This is a genomic window from Rhizobium sp. ZW T2_16 (assembly GCF_044987325.1).
GTDB lineage: Bacteria > Pseudomonadota > Alphaproteobacteria > Rhizobiales > Rhizobiaceae > Neorhizobium > Neorhizobium cellulosilyticum.
The window spans coordinates 182,863-201,432 of sequence record NZ_JBJDRG010000002.1 but is presented as its reverse complement, the minus strand read 5'-3'; the positions used below and the strand labels follow the sequence as shown (position 1 = coordinate 201,432).

At 59.1% G+C, this 18,570-nt stretch carries 16 protein-coding genes; 13 read left to right on the top strand and 3 right to left on the bottom strand.

Annotated elements, in window-relative coordinates; all coding sequences use genetic code 11:
• Positions 1-361: 361 nt before the first annotated feature.
• The 3 genes from ACI3K0_RS06450 to ACI3K0_RS06440 all read left to right on the top strand — a co-directional run bounded on the left by ACI3K0_RS06450 (position 362) and on the right by ACI3K0_RS06440 (position 2,981).
• The gene (locus ACI3K0_RS06450) at positions 362-988 is read left to right on the top strand and encodes a hypothetical protein (RefSeq protein WP_148142818.1); all 627 of its coding nucleotides are present in this window, start codon (positions 362-364) and stop codon (positions 986-988) included.
• Positions 989-1,048: 60 nt separating this feature from the next.
• Positions 1,049-1,840, top strand: a complete 792-nt coding sequence (locus tag ACI3K0_RS06445) for a sulfite exporter TauE/SafE family protein (RefSeq protein ID WP_183822972.1) — start codon at positions 1,049-1,051, stop codon at positions 1,838-1,840.
• Between the two features lie 88 nt (positions 1,841-1,928).
• Positions 1,929-2,981, top strand: coding sequence for a polysaccharide deacetylase family protein (locus ACI3K0_RS06440; RefSeq protein WP_183822974.1), 1,053 nt, complete (start codon positions 1,929-1,931; stop codon positions 2,979-2,981).
• Positions 2,982-3,039: 58 nt separating this feature from the next.
• Here ACI3K0_RS06440 and pdxH read toward each other — a convergent pair whose 3' ends face one another.
• Entirely contained in the window at positions 3,040-3,660 is a 621-nt protein-coding gene (gene pdxH, locus ACI3K0_RS06435) for a pyridoxamine 5'-phosphate oxidase (protein WP_148142821.1), read from the bottom strand.
• 64 nt (positions 3,661-3,724) lie between these two features.
• Here pdxH and ACI3K0_RS06430 point away from each other — a divergent pair, with 64 nt between their 5' ends.
• From ACI3K0_RS06430 to ACI3K0_RS06415, 4 genes are all read left to right on the top strand, one after another.
• Positions 3,725-4,183, top strand: coding sequence for an RT0821/Lpp0805 family surface protein (locus ACI3K0_RS06430; RefSeq protein WP_183822976.1), 459 nt, complete (start codon positions 3,725-3,727; stop codon positions 4,181-4,183).
• Between the two features lie 249 nt (positions 4,184-4,432).
• Entirely contained in the window at positions 4,433-5,590 is a 1,158-nt protein-coding gene (locus tag ACI3K0_RS06425) for a DnaJ C-terminal domain-containing protein (protein ID WP_183822978.1), read from the top strand.
• A 148-nt stretch (positions 5,591-5,738) separates the two neighbouring features.
• The gene (gene fabI / locus ACI3K0_RS06420) at positions 5,739-6,557 is read left to right on the top strand and encodes an enoyl-ACP reductase FabI (RefSeq protein ID WP_183822980.1); all 819 of its coding nucleotides are present in this window, start codon (positions 5,739-5,741) and stop codon (positions 6,555-6,557) included.
• 14 nt (positions 6,558-6,571) lie between these two features.
• Positions 6,572-7,189, top strand: coding sequence for a histidine phosphatase family protein (locus ACI3K0_RS06415; RefSeq protein WP_183822982.1), 618 nt, complete (start codon positions 6,572-6,574; stop codon positions 7,187-7,189).
• A gap of 52 nt (positions 7,190-7,241) precedes the next feature.
• Here the strand turns inward: ACI3K0_RS06415 and ACI3K0_RS06410 are convergent, their stop codons facing one another.
• Entirely contained in the window at positions 7,242-7,499 is a 258-nt protein-coding gene (locus ACI3K0_RS06410; RefSeq protein WP_148142825.1) for a DUF1344 domain-containing protein, read from the bottom strand.
• Positions 7,500-7,945: 446 nt separating this feature from the next.
• Here ACI3K0_RS06410 and ACI3K0_RS06405 point away from each other — a divergent pair, with 446 nt between their 5' ends.
• The 5 genes from ACI3K0_RS06405 to ACI3K0_RS06385 all read left to right on the top strand — a co-directional run bounded on the left by ACI3K0_RS06405 (position 7,946) and on the right by ACI3K0_RS06385 (position 13,962).
• Complete coding sequence (locus ACI3K0_RS06405) at positions 7,946-10,945, top strand: EAL domain-containing protein (RefSeq protein ID WP_246435942.1); 3,000 nt, start codon at positions 7,946-7,948, stop codon at positions 10,943-10,945.
• A 147-nt stretch (positions 10,946-11,092) separates the two neighbouring features.
• Positions 11,093-12,190, top strand: a complete 1,098-nt coding sequence (gene aroC / locus ACI3K0_RS06400) for a chorismate synthase (RefSeq protein WP_183822984.1) — start codon at positions 11,093-11,095, stop codon at positions 12,188-12,190.
• A gap of 10 nt (positions 12,191-12,200) precedes the next feature.
• Positions 12,201-13,301 (top strand): 3,4-dihydroxy-2-butanone-4-phosphate synthase, encoded by a 1,101-nt coding sequence (gene ribB, locus ACI3K0_RS06395; protein ID WP_183822987.1) that lies wholly within the window; start codon positions 12,201-12,203, stop codon positions 13,299-13,301.
• Between the two features lie 98 nt (positions 13,302-13,399).
• Positions 13,400-13,648, top strand: a complete 249-nt coding sequence (locus tag ACI3K0_RS06390) for a BrnT family toxin (protein WP_183822989.1) — start codon at positions 13,400-13,402, stop codon at positions 13,646-13,648.
• Positions 13,645-13,962, top strand: a complete 318-nt coding sequence (locus ACI3K0_RS06385) for a BrnA antitoxin family protein (RefSeq protein WP_183822991.1) — start codon at positions 13,645-13,647, stop codon at positions 13,960-13,962. The genes ACI3K0_RS06390 and ACI3K0_RS06385 overlap by 4 nt, the downstream gene beginning before the upstream one ends.
• Positions 13,963-13,982: 20 nt before the next feature.
• On the opposite strand, the gene ACI3K0_RS06380 is transcribed toward ACI3K0_RS06385, so the two are convergent.
• A complete protein-coding gene (locus tag ACI3K0_RS06380; RefSeq protein WP_183822993.1) occupies positions 13,983-14,981 on the bottom strand; it encodes a Gfo/Idh/MocA family protein in 999 nt (332 codons plus the stop codon).
• A gap of 328 nt (positions 14,982-15,309) precedes the next feature.
• On the opposite strand from ACI3K0_RS06380, the gene ACI3K0_RS06375 reads away from it, so the two are divergent.
• A complete protein-coding gene (locus ACI3K0_RS06375; RefSeq protein ID WP_183822995.1) occupies positions 15,310-18,564 on the top strand; it encodes a maltotransferase domain-containing protein in 3,255 nt (1,084 codons plus the stop codon).
• The last annotated feature ends 6 nt before the right edge of the window (positions 18,565-18,570 follow it).

Here is an 18,570-nt window from a genome sequence, read left to right as displayed (position 1 = left end):
GACTACACAACCTTGTCCAGTCTATCTTTTCAGAAGCCAGGGGTTCGCACCCGCCGGGGATACCGTAGTGTGTGTCGCGCCCGCTGAATGCGTCATCGCTGTTTATGGTGGTGAAGGACCATTCGGCACGGAGGGTCTTTCCTCGGCCTTCGGTGGAGCCGTCGTCTTCCGAAATGACGAAACGGGGTGCCATTTCCTAGGCGTTTGGGGGAGGCGCTATGCATCGCGCTTTCGCAGCGACCTGCGCCGCAACATGCCGATTTCAATCTGCCAAGAAGCGCCCGATGCGCGACAGATCATGTGGCACGCAGCAGACAGACGACCCAGCAAAATCAGGCACACATCCCCAGATCAGAAAGTGATGCGTGCTGAGACATTCGTGTTAAAATTCCTGTCGCCGCAAACGGGATGCTCGATCCACGAAATGCGCTTTGAAGCCAACCCGGCGATCGTTGCATCCATTCTGGTTACGGAATTCGCAGATCTGGCAACACACTCCTTCTATCCCGACAAGGAGGAATTGTTCGCGCTTGCCTCGGCAGCCGATCTCCTGCTGCCCGAATGGGACGGCGAGATCATGCTGACACGGCCGCATCGGATCGACGAGGCTAGCTATCTGGTCCATACGAATTTCGAACTGCCGCTGATGCTGGAGGGACGTAAGCCGTTTGCCATTCTTGATGGCGAAGAAGGGGTTGAATGGTTCGAAAACGTTCGCAACCTTTTTCGGCCGCATGTCGAAAGCGGCGCGTTCGTCGAGAGCGTCAAGGCTGTGCGGGGTGGCGGCCAAACATTTCTGACCGTCTATTACGCCCTGCCCGGTGAAGAATGGCGCTTCAAGGCCTATGACGACCTGATGAACGGCCCGAGGCCGTGGACGGAAGAGATGGAACGGCGACAGGGGTATCTGCTCGGCTATACACAAGAGGAATGCGACTGGTGGATCGCAAACGATTTTCGTCACCCCTCCCCGACTACCCCTTATTGACAGATCGTACGAAACCGCAGCAGGTGATCGGCTTTCTTCACCTCACAAACACCGCATGTCATGACTTCCCTCAATCCTATCTCCGCTTTTCTCGCGACATGGCTTCCGGGCCACTCGATCGGCGAACTTGCCTTCGTGCTTCTTGCCGCCGTTGTTGCAGGCCTTGCGCGCGGCTTTTCCGGCTTTGGCGGGGCGCTGATATTCATACCGCTCGCCGGAGCGGCGACGAGCCCGCAGATCGCGTCGGGACTGCTCCTTGTCATCGATTGGGTAATGACGCTCGGCATGCTGCCGGAAGGATGGCGCAGGGCGAACCGCCGCGATGTCTTCACCATGCTGGCCGGCGCCATCATCGGCGTTCCGGCTGGCGCGGCAATGCTTTCGCTGATGCCGTCGGTGACGCTGCGCTGGATCATTTCCGCTGTCGTCGTCTGCCTGCTGGTTTTCCTGATCTCGGGCTGGCGTTATCATGGCCGGCCGAAAACCTGGCTGACGGTCGGCGTCGGCGCGATTGCCGGCCTTTTCGGCGGCGCGGCCCAGATGTCCGGCCCCCCGATCGTCGCCTATTGGCTCGGTGGAGCGATCGAACGTAATGTCGTGCGCGCCAACCTCATTCTCTACTTCGCGCTGGCCAGCGTGCTTTCGGCCACGTCCTATATCATCGGTGGCATCCTGACGCTGCAAGTCCTGCTGATCGCGCTTGCTGCAGGGCCGGCTTACGGCATCGGGCTTTTTTTCGGTTCACGGATGTTCGGTATCGCCAGTGAGACCACGTTCCGGCGGATCTGCTTCACACTTATCGGAGCCGCCGCCGTCATCGGGCTTCCGCTTCTCGACGGATTACGGCCGTAAGCGTGCCATCGTTCAGCAAGGCTTAATGGGTCGGCACTAGCCTGTCCCGTATCGGGCATGGCTGCCCCGGGGGCTAATTGCGGACACGATGAAGGACAAGGCAAAAGCGATCTGGCGTCGCAACGTCAAGCGCTGGCTGATCGGTGCCGGGCTGGAAGCTTCGGCGCTGATGGCAGGGGGCGGCCTGTTGACGTCGGCTCGCGGCTCGGGCGTCATCTTCACGCTGCATCATGTAAGGCCGGAATCCGCATCGGTCATCGGGCCTAACCGGCATCTGGAAATCACGCCGGAATTCCTCGATGCCGCGATCGTTCGGCTGAAATCACTCGGCTACGATTTCATAGCACTTTCGGATTTACCGGAACGGCTGGCTGTCCCTTCGACCAAGCCGTTTGCAGCCTTCACGCTTGATGACGGGTACCGCAACAATGCGGAACACGCGCTGCCCGTTTTCGCCCGGCATGGCGTGCCCTTCACCGTCTTCATCGCACAAGGGCTTGCCGAACACAGGCAACCGCTCTGGTGGGAGATCATGGGCCGACTTCTGCGTGAGCAGGATCGCATCAGCTTCGATTTCGGGCGTGGCGTTGAAACGGTGGACTTGAAGACGCCGGTACAGCAACTCGACACGTCTTTCCGCTTTGCCAGCTATGTCTGGGCTCGCAAAGAGGCCGAAGCCGTCGCAGACCTCTGTCTCCTGGCGGAACGATACGGCATCGATCCCCTTGCCACTACCCGCGAACTCATCATGGGGCCACAGGAACTGCGAGACTTCGCGGCGCATCCGCTCGTTTCGCTGGGCGCTCACACCGTGACGCATCGCAAGCTCAGCCGACTTGGCGCGGAAGAAGCCCTGAGAGAGATGCGCAAATCGGCAGAATGGCTGACGGAACTCACGGGCGAGCGACCAACAGCAATTGCATATCCCTATGGAAGCCGGGACGCGATCGGACCGAGGGAATTCCAATCCGCCCGCGATCTCGGTTTTGTGATCGGCCTTACCACACAACCTGGAATGCTCACCGCCGCCGACCTGGCCCGGCCGACCGCCCTGCCGCGCGTCTCACTGAATGGCTATTACCAGAAGGCGCGTTACGTTTCCGCACTCGCCTCCGGCATTCCCTTCGCGCTGAAGCGCTAGAGGTTTTGTTCTACGCAATTCCGAACGCAAAACCGGTTCGCGCTTTTGCTGGAATTGCTCACGGGTACATCCGCACCTTGTTCCAGTTGCCGGACGGATCGTCGCGACGGAACTCGACACGGTCATGCAGGCGGAACTGGCGGTCGTGCCAGAATTCTATCGATGTCGGCCGGATACGGAAGCCGGACCAGTAGGACGGCCGCGGGATTTCGCCGATTGCATAACGCGCCGCATATTCCGCGACTGACTTCTCCAGGGCAAAACGTCCTTCGAGCGGACGCGACTGTTTCGATGCCCAGGCGCCGATGCGGCTGCCGCGCGGGCGGGATGCATAATAGGCGTCGGCCTCAGCATCAGTCACGACTTCTACCGGGCCACGGATGCGCACCTGCCGGCGCAGCGATTTCCAGTGGAAACACATGGCCGCCTTCTTCTGGCCTAGGATTTCCTGGCCCTTCTGGCTCTCAAAATTGGTATAGAAAACGAACCCGTGCTCGTCGAAACCTTTGAGCAGCACCATGCGCACATTCGGAAGGCCATGTTCATCTACTGTTGCAACCGCAACGGCGTTTGGATCGTTAGGCTCAGAAGCTTCCGCATCCTTCAACCAGCGGGCGAAAAGGGTAAATGGTTCAGATTCTTCGGTGAAGTCACCGGTTGTTAACTCACTTCCAGACATATTGACTTAAATACTCCCAATCTGCTCGAACATGCCCGAGACGAAGCGCCGGACAGGATATTAGGTGTCAGTGATAGCAAAGTGGACCGAAATGACAAAGTGCCTGGGCCGCAAGAGCGGCGCTGCAATTTGCCTCGCCACGCTGACACTGTCGCTTGCGGGATGTACGAGTAGTCTGGATCTGTTTGGCGGATCGAGCAAGGTCGATCGATCGCTTGCGACGGGAACCGTTGCCGGCAAGCCCCAATCCGAGACAAGCCTTTCCGACGAAGCGACTGTGCGCAATGCCGTCACTTCGGCCGATCTCGTGAAAATGGGCAACACTCCCCTTCCCTGGGCCAATGCCGCGACCGGCAGTGCCGGCGTGGTTTCCGTCATTCAGGAAGACAACGCCCAGGGTCGCGTCTGCCGCGCCTTCAAGACAACGCGTCATTCCTATGAAGGGATCGCCGTTTTTGCTGGCCAGACCTGCATGACTGGAAGCGGCGACTGGATGCTGACGGCCTTCGACAGGCAAGGCTGAGCCAAATTGTCACCCTTGGCCTAATTGTTTCCAAACCACACACCGCGTTAACTGATCCTTCACCATGCCTCAGCTGTGAAGCCGCGCTGTAACCACTGATTCAGGACTGCGCCTCTACTCTCTCAATCCGAGAAAATCGGAGCAGCGAGCAGTGCATGATGGCCCTGTGTTGCCCGTGTTTAAGTTTATTATCGGCAGGTTCGCGATTATGCCGGATCTGCCGCCAAAAGCGTAACCGGTGGTCTCACGATGCGTGATCCCTATTCCATCCTCGGCGTCAGACGGAACGCCGATGCAGACGAAATCAAGGCGGCCTGGCGGACGAAGGCCAAGACGATTCATCCCGATCACAATCGCGACGATCCGAGTGCAACGGACCGGTTCGCGGAGATCGGGCAGGCCTATGAATTGCTCAAGGATCCGGAGCGGCGCCGGCGTTATGACCGTGCAGCCGACATGCACCAGACGATCATGCAGCAGCGCGATGCGGCAGAGCGCGCCAAGGCTGCGCGCGCCAATGCGGAAAAGGTGATGGAGGAGCTGGCAAAGGCCCAGGCTGCCCGAGCCCAGTCCGATGCTACCAAGGCCGACGCCACCAAGGCCGAACCGAAGGCCGATGCGGCAAAGGCGAAAGCCCAGGGTGCGGCAAGCGGACAAGCCAAGCAGCAGACGGGCAAGAAGCCGAGCGAAAGCCCGGAAGAAACCATCGAACGCATTTTCGGCGGCAGCCCCGAGGCACGCGAGCGCGCCAAGGAACATGCCGACACGTCGGAGACAAAGGTCGAAGAAACGAGCCCGAAGGATGCGCCGGGGCCGGAAGTCCGCTCCCCGCTGCCGATGATGGCAGTCGACCTCATCGCCAATCTGGTCAAACGTATCCGCGGCACAGCGCCAACACCGGAAAAGGCGCCGGATCTTCTGGTCGAGGCAAAGGTGACGGTGGCCGAACTGCTGGCGCTGAAACCGGTTACGATCAAGCTCTCGGACGACCGGGAAGTTCGCGTTCCGATCGAGCGGGGCACCACCGACGGACATCAGGTAAGGCTTACGGGCCAAGGCCTGAAACTGCCCAACATGAAACAGGGCGATCTTGTCGTGACGCTGAATGCGGCCCGCGACGACATCTATATCGTCAGGGATTTCAACCTTCATATCGTGCTGCCCATCTCGCTGCAGGATGCCGTCCTCGGCGGTGAGGCGCAGGTGGAGACACCAGCGGGCCGGCGGACGGTGGAAATTCCCAGCTGGTCCGGATCCGACCGCACGATCACGATCGAAGGGCTCGGCCTTCATGACGCTGCAGGACGCGGCGATCTGGTGGTCGAACTGAGGATCGTGCTTCTGGAAACGCCGGACGCCAAGGTCACCGACCTGATGCGACTGATGCGCGATGGGCTGTATCTGTGAGACGGAAAGCGTGACAAAGGGATGACATCATCCCCAGGCACGCATCTATTTCAGGCCATCTTTACGGTTGATGATTTGACGCATGCTTGAACCCTGATGCGGCCTATGCCATAGGCAACATTCATTTTTTCGTGTCAGGGATTACACAATGGTTCAGGCATCCGGCCTTATGGCAGGCAAGCGCGGGCTCATCATGGGCGTTGCGAACAATCGCTCGATTGCATGGGGCATTGCCAAGGCCATCGTCGACAATGGCGGCGAAGTGGCCTTCACCTATCAGGGCGATGCGCTGAAGAAGCGGGTCGAACCGCTGGCGGCCGAACTCGGCGCCTTCATGGCCGGCCACTGTGATGTCAGCGACGAAGCGACGATCGACGAGGTCTTCGCCAATCTCGAAAACCACTGGGGCAAGATCGATTTCATCGTGCACGCCATCGGCTTTTCCGACAAGGACGAGCTGACCGGTCGTTATGTCGACACCTCTGCCGACAATTTTGCCAAGACGATGCAGATCTCGGTCTATTCTTTCACGTCCGTCGCACGCCGGGCCGAAAAGCTGATGACCGATGGCGGCTCGATGCTGACGCTGACCTATTACGGTGCGGAAAAGGTCATGCCGAACTACAACGTCATGGGCGTTGCAAAGGCGGCTCTCGAGGCCAGCGTCAAATATCTGGCGGTCGACCTCGGCCCGAAGAACATCCGCGTCAACGCGATCTCGGCCGGTCCGATCAAGACACTTGCCGCATCCGGCATCGGTGACTTCCGCTACATCTTGAAATGGAACGAGTACAATGCGCCGCTGCGCCGTACCGTCACCATCGAAGATGTCGGCGATGTCGGCCTTTACATGCTTTCCGACCTCTCCCGTTCTGTGACCGGCGAAGTGCATCACGCCGACAGCGGTTATCACGCTATCGGCATGAAGGCGGTCGACGCTCCGGACATTTCGGTCATCAAGGACTAACGAGGAACGATCCCGTGCTTGTCTATGTGATCCGCCACGGCCAGACGGACTGGAATGCCGAAGGTCGTCTTCAGGGACAAAAGGATATCCCGATCAATGCGATCGGGCGTGGACAGGCTACCCGTAACGGTGAAACGCTGCGCGAACTCGTCGGCTCAGCCGACGGGTTCGATTTCGTTGCAAGCCCCCTTTGGCGTACAAGGGAGACAATGGAGCGCATACGGACAGCCATGGGATTGGACCCGGCGGGCTACCGTACAGATGAACTCCTGAAAGAGCTTTCTTTCGGTGACTGGGAAGGGTCTACCACCGCCGAGATAAAGAAGACTGCTCCGGAGCGACTGCGGGAACGTTCAAAAAACAAGTGGAGCTTCATTCCACCGGGCGAAGATGCCGAGAGCTATGAAATCCTTTCCTGGCGTATAGGCGCATGGCTCGCGTCGCTGAAGGGACCGACGATTTCCGTCAGCCACGGCGGAGTGCTTCGCTCGCTTTTCCGCATTATCGGCAATGTCGATGAAGATGAAGCCGCCAACATGCCGATCCATCAGGACCGTATCGTCAGGATCGAGTTGAGTGAGGGCGACGCGGGTGACGGAACGGTTGCCAAAGGTTCGATCGCCTGGATTTAAGCTGAACGGGCGTCAAACACGTCGAAAGCACCCGCATTCTCTCACTCTGATATCAAACGATTTCCAGATCGTCGACAATACGGCTGCCGTCTACCATGGTATAGAAGACCAGAACCTTGACGCCTGCCTTCAATCCTTCGAAGTTGAACTCTTCCGGAACCTTGTAGGTCTTGCCGTCGTCAAGCGTCAGGCTCAGCGCATTGACGTCCACCTTCCTGATTGTCGCCTCGATATCCGCGCTCTGAGCAAAGCTGTTGAGCGGCGAGAAGATACTTGCGGTGGCGAGCAGGGTGGCGATGAGCATGCGCATCTTGGAGGCCTTTGATGAGGTCCGTGTGTTTCGTTTCGAAGCAAAGATAGCCCTCAGAATGTGGCAAAAGTTGCTCTTGATCATGACATTTCGCGCGTGAAACGAGGCATTATTATTAACAAAAATATAACAAATACCTTTTTTCGACTTTCCCCAGGAGATTCAAAACATCAAAATCAAGTATTGATTAAACATAATTCCTCGTTCACAGCACCCTGTATCGCGAAATGATAAATTAACACCCCGCCAATACACTATTTCTCGGTCATCCCGGGTTAGAGAAGGGCATTCAGCAGGTGAAATTCAGGCCGCCACACTATTTAAACTGGCACAATATAATTGCCTCGAATCCAATTTCCCTGCTTGCGGCACTAACAATTTCGCTTTGCATATTTGCGATTGCACTAGGTCTTGATCGGCGCAATACCGAATTCGGGCGTGCCGCCTTGCGCGCAGATGTGGAAAACACAGCCTCTGCCGTGTCACGTAACCTGACTGGGCGCATCGAGACAGATATCAAGGATGCGCAGGCGCTTGCACAGCGTCTTCTGCGCGAACAGAATGCAACCTCAGACCACCTGCGACATCTCGTCGAGGCTACATTCGACAATCATCGGCATTTTGCCGCGGTAGCCTTGGCGCCAGATCTTTCCATATCGCAGATCCACACACCCGAGGGTATTTCGAGCGCGGACGCTTCGCTGCCATTCGACGTCAAAAGGTTAGACGCGGATCTGATGGATACCAGGGACAGGACATCGCCGAGTATCGTCACAGGTTCGCAGGAGAACCACCTGACGCTGGTCGTACCGATTGTGCTGGACGATAAGACACTTCGCCAGCCCTGGGGCGCGCTTGCCATCGTCATCGACAAGGCGGAGCTTCTAAAGGAAGCGGGAATGATCGTCGACGATGACGCGGGCCGGCCCAGCCCAGTCGATCTTACAAACGTAAACTTCTCGCTGCGAGACAAGGCGAAACCTGGCTATCTGGCGTTTTTTGGCGATGACACGGTCGACGACCAATCGCCGCTCACCAAGACGCTGGAGATTGCCGGCTCGCGCTGGGATCTTTCGCTTGCCCCGAAGAACGGCTGGGCTACCCCCCCGGAAAACCAGCACCACTTCCGGCTATTTCTCGCATTCGGTGCGGTTGCGCTCATCGTACCAATCGTGGTGGCGACCGGGCTGCTTTCCGAGCGCAACCGGAATATTGCCGAACTGAAAACGCGTGAATCCAGCCTTCTTGATCTTTCACAGCGCTTCAATCTCGCGATGGAGGCTTCCAACATCGGCATATGGGAGGTCAGCGGCGACGGGTTGCAGCTCTTCCTGGATCGGCGCGCCAGACTGCTTCACGGCGTAAACTCGCCACAGGATGTGCAGCGGCTGAAGGGATTGCTGCAGCACGTGGCCACTGAAGATAGAGCGAAGGCGGAAGCTCATTTCCTGAAATGGGCGCGGCTCTACGAATCCTGCACCGAAACCTATCGCATAACCTCGGCTGACGGCGAGGTCCGGCACCTGAGATCAGCCGGCGCACGTTACGAAAACATCGACGGCAGCCACCGCATGACCGGTATCGTGTGGGATGTGAGCGCCGACATGCTGATGGCGCAGACGCTGCGCGACGCCAAGGCCAATACCGAGGTCAAGAATGCCGAGCTGGAGCTTGCGCTGGACGAATTGTCGAGCCGCGAGCGGGAGCTTGAGGAACTATCCGGCAAGCTCGACCTCGCACTTGCCTCCTACGGCTGCGGCATATGGGAATATACGCCCGGGCAGGGCACCGAAACGTGGGATGCGCGCATGTGCCAGCTGTATGGCATCCCTTTCACCAACGGCATCATAACCCAGGAACGCTGGCTCAATCTGCTCTTGCCCGAAGACCGACCGATCGCGATCAACGCATCGAGAGCGTATCTCAGCGGCCAAACGAAGGAGGCATTGGTGGTTCGCGTAGCGCAGGCGGACGGTACGATCCGCTACGTGCGCTCCGTCGGCCAGCTGCATCAGGGTAAGGACGGCTCGAAGAAACTCATCGGGCTGGCCTTTGATGTGACGAAGGATACGGCACTCACGGTGGAACTGCAGAAGGCCAAGACAGAAGCGGACGCCAAGAACAGCGAACTCGAAATTGCCAAGAGCAGGATCGAACACAACGCGCTGCATGACCCGCTGACGCTGCTGGCCAATCGGCGTAAGCTCGACATGGAGCTCGACGCCCTGTCGCGCGCTTCCGGCAGGCGAAAATTCGCCCTGCTTCACCTCGATCTCGACCGTTTCAAGCAGATAAACGATACGCTGGGACATGCCGCAGGCGACGCGATGCTCGTGCACGCCTCCAAAATCCTGACCCGCAATATCAACGAAAAAGATACGGTCGCTCGCATCGGCGGCGACGAATTCGTCATTCTGGTGCACGATCAGGCAAGCTCGAAGGAGCTTGCGCAGCTTGCGGCCCGGATCATTTCCGAGTTTCGCCAGCCGCTCGATTTCGACGGGTTTTCCTGCCGCTGCGGCGTGTCGATCGGGATCGCCGAAGCCAATGGCACGCATGTCGATGCGCGGCGCATTCTCGTCAATGCCGATCTGGCGCTTTACCGAGCCAAGGGCATGGGGCGCAACCGGTTCGAATTCTTTACACAGAACCTGCATGCGGAGATTATCGACCATAAGCGGACGGCGGACGAGCTGCTGGCGGCAATCGAGAACCATGAGTTTTCCGCCTGGTACCAGCCGCAGATCAGCGCGGGCACACATAAGCTGACGGGCGTCGAGGCGCTTATCCGCTGGCGGCATCCCCGCCGGGGCCTGCTTGCTCCCGACCAGTTCCTGAAGATCGCAGACGACCTTAACGTGACGGCGACGCTCGATCAGCTGATGCTGGAAACGGTGCTGAAGGACAAGATGCGATGGGCGGCGATGGGCGTCGCTGTGCCCAGGGTTTCTGTCAACGTGTCGTCGCGACGGCTGCATGACGAACACCTGATCGACATGCTGCGTGGCCTGCAGATCGCACCCGGCGAGATCGCCTTCGAACTGGTGGAATCGATCTTCCTCGATGACAGCGACAGCGCCGTCGTCGCCAATCTGGACCGGATCAAGGAACTCGGCATCGATGTGGAGATCGATGATTTCGGCACCGGGCACACCTCAATCGTCAGCCTTCTGCGACTGAAACCGAAGCGACTGAAGATAGACAAGCAACTGGTTCTGCCAATCCTTCATTCGCCGCAAGAGCGCGCGCTGGTTCGATCGATCATCGATATAGCCCGTTCACTCGGCGTCGAAACGGTTGCGGAAGGTGTCGAGACCTTCGAACACGCAAGTCTGCTTGAGGACCTCGGCTGCGATCTTCTGCAGGGTTATGCCTTCGCGCGCGCCCTGCCCTTCGACGATTTCACGTTAAGAGCACAGGAGGGCTGGCAAAGATCGGTGGCATGAGCCGCCGAACCTTGCGCCTGTCGACCGGACTGTTCACCCGGCGGGTACCGGCAGCAAGCAAGAAAGGCTTGTCCGCGCCCATGCTTTTGCCTAATAAAGCCTCGATAAAACCGGCGTTTCAAGCGCCCTTGCAGCCAGGCAGTCTTCATGTCCCACAATTCGTTCGGCCATCTTTTCCGCGTTACGACCTGGGGCGAAAGCCATGGTCCCGCACTCGGTTGCGTGGTCGATGGCTGCCCTCCCGGACTGCGCTTCACCCATGCCGACATTCAGGCCTGGATGGACAAGCGCAAGCCCGGCCAGTCGCGTTTCGTCACCCAGCGGCGCGAGGATGATATCGTCAAGGTTCTCTCCGGCGTGATGTTCGACGAGGACGGCGAGACGATGATTTCGACCGGCACGCCGATCTCGATGCTTATCGAGAATACCGATCAGCGTTCCAAGGATTATGGCGAGATCGCCCGCCGCTATCGTCCCGGCCATGCCGACTATACCTATGACGTCAAATACGGCATTCGCGATTATCGCGGCGGCGGACGCTCGTCTGCCCGCGAAACCGCGGCCCGTGTCGCCGCCGGCGGCATTGCACGGCTTGTTGTGCCGGGTGTGACCGTGCGCGGCGCGCTCGTCCAGATCGGCAAGCACAAGATCAACCGGAATAACTGGGACTGGCGCCAAGTCGACCAGAACCCGTTCTTCTGCCCCGACCCGGAGATGGTTCCGGTTTGGGAAGAGTATCTCGACGGCATCCGCAAATCCGGTTCCTCGATCGGCGCGGTTGTCGAAGTTATCGCCGAAGGTGTTCCGGCAGGTCTCGGCGCGCCGATCTACGGCAAGCTCGATCAGGACATCGCCTCGCTGCTGATGTCGATCAACGCTGTGAAGGGCGTCGAGATCGGCGAAGGCTTTGCCTCGGCGGAGCTCACCGGCGAGGAAAATGCCGACGAGATGCGGATGGGCAATGACGGCAAGCCGATCTTCCTCTCCAACCACGCGGGCGGCATTCTCGGCGGGATATCCACCGGTGAGGCGATCGTTGCGCGCTTTGCGATCAAGCCGACCTCGTCGATCCTCACCGAGCGCCAGTCGATCGATGCCGATGGCCACAATGTCGATGTGCGCACCAAGGGCCGCCACGACCCCTGCGTCGGGATCCGCGCCGTGCCGATCGGCGAAGCCATGGTCGCCTGCGCGATTGCAGATCATTATCTTAGGGATCGCGGCCAGACCGGCCGCCTGAAATAGGAATTTTCCAATGGTTTACGATCAGAAGTCCGTCGTTGAAGCCATCCGCGCCTTCGAGGCCGGAGAGATCGTCGTCGTTACCGATGATGACGACCGCGAGAACGAGGGCGACCTGATCGTCGCCGCCGTGCATTGCACGCCCGAAAAGATGGCCTTCATCGTACGCCATACATCCGGTATCGTCTGCGCGCCGATGCCGCGCGAGGAAGCCAAGCGGCTGAACCTCAACGCCATGGTGGCCGAAAACGACAGCGCGCACACGACGGCCTTTACCGTCAGCGTCGATTTCAAGCATGGCACGACGACCGGCATTTCCGCCGACGACCGGACGCTGACGGTGCGCAACCTTGCCAACCCGAATGTCGGTGCTGCGGATTTCGTTCGTCCCGGCCATATCTTTCCGCTGATTTCGCGCGAGGGCGGCGTTCTGATGCGCTCCGGCCATACGGAAGCGGCGACCGACCTCTGCAAGCTCGCCAACCTGCCGCCGATTGGCGTGATTTCCGAACTCGTCAACGACAACGGCACCGTGATGCGCGGCCAGCAGGTGGCGGCATTCGCTGTCGAACACGGGCTGAAGCAGATTTCCGTTGCCGACCTGATCGCCTACCGGCAGCGCAAGGAAACCCTGATCCAATTGATCTCATCCTTCGACGTGACAACCCCGGTCGGCCGCGCCAAGGCGCATGCCTATTCGCTGCCCTGGGACCCGATGCAGCATGTCGCCGTGATCTTCGGTGACATCCGTGACGGCGTCGACATTCCGGTTCGCCTTCACCTCGAAAACGTGGCGCAGGATGTGTTCGGCGCCGAACGCTCTGTCGAGCGCTACATGAAGATGATCGAGAACGAAGGCCGCGGTGTGATCATCTACCTGCGCGAAGGTTCCGTGGGCGTCGGCCAGACCGAACATGGACGCAAGATGCGCCAGGACCAGGAAGCCCATGCCGAGGCGCAGGCGCGTGAAAGCGAATGGCTTGAAATCGGTCTCGGCGCGCAGATCCTGAAAGATCTCGGCGTCACCTCGATCAAGCTCCTCACCCGCAGCGAGCGCCACTATGTCGGGCTGGAAGGTTTCGGCATCCGGATCGCCGAGACGGTGATCTGCTGATCGCTGCGATCGCAACCACTATAATTCCGGGATTGTAACCTCTTTCGTTTCGTCGGATCGTCGCTCATTGTCGGGCGGCGATTTTTCGTGTACGAATAATGCGGATCATCTGGGACGAGCAGAAGCGAGTTGCGAATATCGAGAAGCATGGTCTCGATTTCGAAGATCTGTCATTTGATTTCTTTCTGTCAGCCGTGACCGTTCCGGCGAAGAACGGGCGGCGCACAGCGATCGGCAGATTGCGAAACGGTGTAATCGCAGCAATCTTTGTCAATCTTGGATCCGAGGCGCTTTCAGTCATATCAAGGCGCCCGGCGCGAAGGGATGAGAGGAGTTTGATCGAATGAACATCAAGCCTCAAAAGCAGACAGAGTTTCAGCCCGGCCGAGGATATTCGAAAGAGGATTGGGACGAAGTTTCCGACAATCCGCCGTGGACGGAAGAGGAAATGAAAAACGCCCGCCCCTTCCGCGAGGTCTTCCCCGAAATGGCGGAGAAGATGGAAAAGCCAATTGCTGCCCGCGGCCGCCCCAAGGTCGAGGCGCCGAAGGTTGCCGTGACGTTGCGGCTCGATCCCGACGTGCTCGACAGGTTCAAGGCATCCGGCAAGGACTGGCGCAGCCGTATGGCGGAAGAGTTGCGCAAGGCCGCCGGACTTTAAACCTTCAGCGCTTCAAGCCTTCAGCGGCTGGCCGCCAGTATGTTCTCAATGAAGCGGTGCGCCTGCAGCGCATCGCGACCGGAGACGCGCAATGTCTCTTCACCGGTGATCGAACCGATAAAATTGCCGATCAGGGCGCGGTGCATCTCATGCCCGAAGGCCATCGGATCGACGCCCGTGCCGATCGACTGCTCGCCCCCCACCTTTGCCACCGTGCCGTCCATGAACGCTGCTTCCAGCGTGTCGCCGGAAAGGGTGGCCGTGCCTTGCGTGCCGATCAGTTCGATCCGGTCTGGCAGGCCGGGATAGGCCGAGGTCGTGGCGTTCAGCGTACCGATCGCGCCGCTTTCGAAGGAGAGGCAGGCCGCGACCAGATCCTCTGTCTCCATCTGGTGGATGGGCGTGGTGCGAACAAAGGAGGAAACATCCTTGGGCGCGCCGGCATAACTCAGGAGAAGGTCGATCGTGTGGATCGCCTGGGTGAGCAGGACGCCGCCGCCGTCACGCGCCCTCGTTCCCCTGCCCTCGACATCGTAATAGCTTTGCGGCCGCCAGTTGCGAATGGCAGCGGATGCGCCGACCAGCGAACCGAGGCGGCCGGTGACGACCAGAAGATCGAGCGCGAGTGCGGCCGGGCGAAACCGGTTCTGCAGCACGACGCCCAATTTCACATTCGCCTTCTCAGCCACAGCCACAATAGCCTCGGCCCGTTGAAGGCTGATATCCAATGGCTTTTCCAGGAGAATATGTTTTCCTGCCGCTGCGGCACGCTCGACAAGCTCCCAATGGCTGCTTGGAGGTGTGAGGATCAGCACGGCATCGATATCCGGATCGTCGAAAATAGCGTCGAGACTGTCGATAACCGGGATCGGGTATTGTGCGGCGAAAGCCTCGCGACGTGCCGCTGTCGGGCTGTAGGCTGCAACGCATTCGACCTGATCGGCGAGATCGATCAAGGCTCGGGCGTGGTGGCCTGCCGCCATGCCAAGACCAATCATCGCCACCTGTAGTTTTGCCATGTCGTATTCCTCCCGATATGCAGCGTCCAAGACTTAACCGGATCGTCGCTGCTTTGCGATGCCGGACGATCCGTCAGTGACATCGTCCTGGCGTGACGAATGGACGCCTTTCATAAACTGCTGCGAAACCGAGCAGGAAAGCGCTCTCGGATCAATCCCTGATTGCTGTTTATCTTCAACATCTTCGGCACCGAAGGAAATGGCAAGGCCGCGCGGGCGGAGATGATTGCTGCAATTTTATCGGAACCAGCCATGCGGGCTTGCAGTTAGTCGAGGACTTCGTGGATCCGATCACGTGCCCCCAACCATCAAATGCAAGGCAGGACCGATGAACACGCGCCCTCAATTTGCATCCCGTATTCCGCTGACCGCTCTGCCACCACAAATCTATTATGTGCATCCGCTTGCGCTCAATGGGATGGATGCGTGGGAAGAGGTTTTTGCTCATGCCCGCGCCCTGGGCTTCGACACGATCCTGTCAGGCCCACTGTTTCATAGCGCAAGTGGTGCAAGCATCTTTACGACATCTGACTTCGATCGTCTGGCCCCCTCTCTCGGGCTTGGCTCGAATTCGTTGGAGGCGATTACCGCACTTACGCATGCCGCGCACGAATGCGAGCTGAAATTCATGCTTGATCTGGTTATCGATCAGGTCGCGGCAGACCGCTACGCTTCGCCATCGGTTGCAGCCGATCCACGCCTGAAGCCACATCAGATGGGCGCGCAGAGGATCGATTTTACCGCGCAGCCCCGACATGTCGAAGAATGGAAGGAGCGGCTGGTGTCTCTGACCGAGGCCGGTGTCTCCGGTTTCCGCTGTATCGGCATCGGTAGCGTTGCCCCGGAAGCATGGCATGATCTGGTCGCTCATACGCGCCGGTCCAGACCCGAGACGATCTTCATTGCCTGGACGCCGGGAAGCTCGTTTGCCGACCGCAAGGCACTGAAGGACAGCGGATTCGACGGCAGTTTTTCCTCGCTCGCGTGGTGGGACATGGAAGAGCGATGGATCATGGACGAATACCAGATCCAGCGTGACCTCGGTTACCAGATCGCTTTTCCCGAAGCGCCTTTCGGAAGACGCATCGCCCATGGCACGGATGGTTGCGAGGTCTTGAAGCGCAAGGCCGTGCGGGCGCTGAAGCTCGCCTCGACTTTCACCAGCGGGCTGATGATCCCGATGGGATTCGAATATGGCGTTTCACTGCCGCTTGATCCGCTCCATGGCGACGGATTGGGGCTGCGGGGTTTGAAAGACCAGGGCTCCTACAATCTTTCCGCCGAGATCCGCGACATCAACGGTGCGACCAACAAAACGACCGCCGGTTTTGCCCGGCGCCCGCTGACGCTCGTTTCCGCTAGCCAGGGTCCCGTCGTCGGACTGTTCCAGACGGATGAAGAGGACAGCCGCGCGTCAGAAAAGATGCGCGTCGTGCTTCTGAATCGCGACCTGCGCAAGACTGCTCCCGCCCCTTTCAACGTATTGCGTGAGGCCGCCTCACCCTTCCTGCCCCTGGTAGCACCGGAGGACGGGACAGAGGTTTTTGATGCGAAACTGAAGCTCAGGCCCGGAGAAATCCGCATCTTCGAGGGTTATGTTTCCGAACCGATCGTCGATGCCGTACCGGTTCCCAGAGCCGAAGCGGCTGCAGCCTCCCCACGGCTGGCGATTGAGAAGATCACGCCTGCCGTCAATGAGGGCCGCTTTGTCGTCAAGCGCGTGGTGGGCGAGATCCTGAAGGTCGAGGCCGACATTTTTGGCGATGGGCATGATCCGCTGTCGGCCGCCCTGCTTTATCGCTGCGCAGATGACGAGGACTGGCAGGAAGTGCCGATGCAGCTCGTTCTCAACGACCGCTGGCAGGCGGAATTTCCGCTGAAACGCATGGGACGGCACGAGTTTGCCGTGGAAGGTTGGAAGAACCCGTTCCAGATTTTTCGCTACGAGTTCACCAAGAAACACGAGGCCGGCCTGGATCTCCGGCTGGAAATTCAGGAAGGTATCAATCTGGTACTCGATGCGCTGGATCATGCCACCGGCAATTTGAAACCCCAACTGCAAAAGCTGTTCGACCGGTTGACGGCAGAACAGGACAAGCAGCGAACGCAGACCCTGCTTCTGCCGGAAACTGCCGAGCTGATGGCAAAAGCCGACCGTCGACCACACCGGGTTCGCTCGCAAGCGATACCCGTCGATGCGGAACGGACCGCGGCAAGCTTTGCCAGCTGGTACCAGATCTTTCCGCGCTCGCAGAGCGGCGATCCGGGCCGCCATGGCACATTCGATGACGTGATCGCCCGGCTGCCCGCCATTCGCGAGATGGGCTTCGACGTGCTCTATTTTCCGCCTATCCACCCGATCGGCAAGACCAACCGCAAGGGCAAGAACAATACGCTCACGCCCGCACCGGACGATCCGGGAAGTCCTTACGCAATCGGCTCGCCGGATGGCGGGCATGCCGAGATCCATCCCGAACTCGGCACGTTCGATGACTTCCGTCGACTGGTGGATGCAGCCGCCGATCATGGGCTTGAGATTGCCCTCGACCTCGCCATCCAGGCCTCGCCGGATCACCCGTGGCTGAAATCACATCCAGGCTGGTTCGACTGGCGGCCAGACGGGACGATCCGCTATGCGGAAAATCCGCCGAAGCGATACGAAGACATCGTCAATGTCGATTTCTACGCGAAAGAGGCAGTTCCCTCGCTCTGGATCGAACTGCGCGACGTGGTCCAGAAATGGGTCTACAACGGGGTCAAGCTGTTCCGCGTCGACAACCCGCACACCAAACCGTTTCCCTTCTGGGAATGGATGATCGCCGATATCCGCTCGCGGCATCCGGATGTGGTGTTCCTGTCGGAAGCGTTTACCAAGCCGAAGGTGATGTACCGGCTCGCCAAGGTCGGGTTCTCGCAGTCCTATACCTATTTCACATGGCGAAACGCCAAGTGGGAACTTGAGCAATATATGCGCGAGATCACCACCGAAGAGCCCAAGGAGTTCTTCCGGCCGCATTTCTTCGTCAACACCCACGACATCAATCCGGATTTCCTGCAGAACGCGCCGCGCCCTGCCTATCTGATCCGGGCTGCCCTTGCCGCCACGCTGTCCGGTCTGTGGGGCGTCTATAACGGCTTCGAGCTTTGTGAAGGCCGGCCGGATGCCAAGCGCAAGGAATATGCGGATTCGGAAAAATACGAAATCCGCGCCTGGGATTACGACAGGCCCGGCAATATCAAGGGCGAGATCGCGCTCCTGAACCGTATCCGCCGCGAAAACCCGGCGCTGCATTCGCATCTCGGCCTGCAGCTTCTGACCGCGTGGAACGACAATATCATGTTCTTCGAAAAGGCCAGTGCAGGACGCGAGAACGTGCTGCTCATCGCCGTCAATCTCGACCCCTACAATGCGCATGAGGCGGATGTCGAAATTCCGCTCTGGTCGTGGAACAAGCCCGACCACGCTTCGCTTCAACTGGAAGACCTGATCGCCGGCAACCGGTTCACCTGGACAGGAAAAATCCAGCGCCTGCGGCTCGACCCGCAGGCAGGACTGCCGTTCGCCATCTGGCGTGTCAGATAAGGGAGG

Excerpts from the sequence above, each read along its gene's own strand:
- ACI3K0_RS06450 (WP_148142818.1), top strand. The coding sequence starts at position 362 with ATGCGTGCTGAGACATTCGTGTTAAAATTCCTGTCGCCGCAAACGGGA.
- ACI3K0_RS06445 (WP_183822972.1), top strand. The coding sequence starts at position 1,049 with ATGACTTCCCTCAATCCTATCTCCGCTTTTCTCGCGACATGGCTTCCG.
- ACI3K0_RS06440 (WP_183822974.1), top strand. The coding sequence starts at position 1,929 with ATGAAGGACAAGGCAAAAGCGATCTGGCGTCGCAACGTCAAGCGCTGG.
- pdxH (WP_148142821.1), bottom strand. The coding sequence starts at position 3,660 with ATGTCTGGAAGTGAGTTAACAACCGGTGACTTCACCGAAGAATCTGAA.
- ACI3K0_RS06425 (WP_183822978.1), top strand. The coding sequence starts at position 4,433 with ATGCGTGATCCCTATTCCATCCTCGGCGTCAGACGGAACGCCGATGCA.
- fabI (WP_183822980.1), top strand. The coding sequence starts at position 5,739 with ATGGTTCAGGCATCCGGCCTTATGGCAGGCAAGCGCGGGCTCATCATG.
- ACI3K0_RS06410 (WP_148142825.1), bottom strand. The coding sequence starts at position 7,499 with ATGCGCATGCTCATCGCCACCCTGCTCGCCACCGCAAGTATCTTCTCG.
- aroC (WP_183822984.1), top strand. The coding sequence starts at position 11,093 with ATGTCCCACAATTCGTTCGGCCATCTTTTCCGCGTTACGACCTGGGGC.
- ribB (WP_183822987.1), top strand. The coding sequence starts at position 12,201 with ATGGTTTACGATCAGAAGTCCGTCGTTGAAGCCATCCGCGCCTTCGAG.
- ACI3K0_RS06390 (WP_183822989.1), top strand. The coding sequence starts at position 13,400 with ATGCGGATCATCTGGGACGAGCAGAAGCGAGTTGCGAATATCGAGAAG.
- ACI3K0_RS06385 (WP_183822991.1), top strand. The coding sequence starts at position 13,645 with ATGAACATCAAGCCTCAAAAGCAGACAGAGTTTCAGCCCGGCCGAGGA.
- ACI3K0_RS06380 (WP_183822993.1), bottom strand. The coding sequence starts at position 14,981 with ATGGCAAAACTACAGGTGGCGATGATTGGTCTTGGCATGGCGGCAGGC.
- ACI3K0_RS06375 (WP_183822995.1), top strand. The coding sequence starts at position 15,310 with ATGAACACGCGCCCTCAATTTGCATCCCGTATTCCGCTGACCGCTCTG.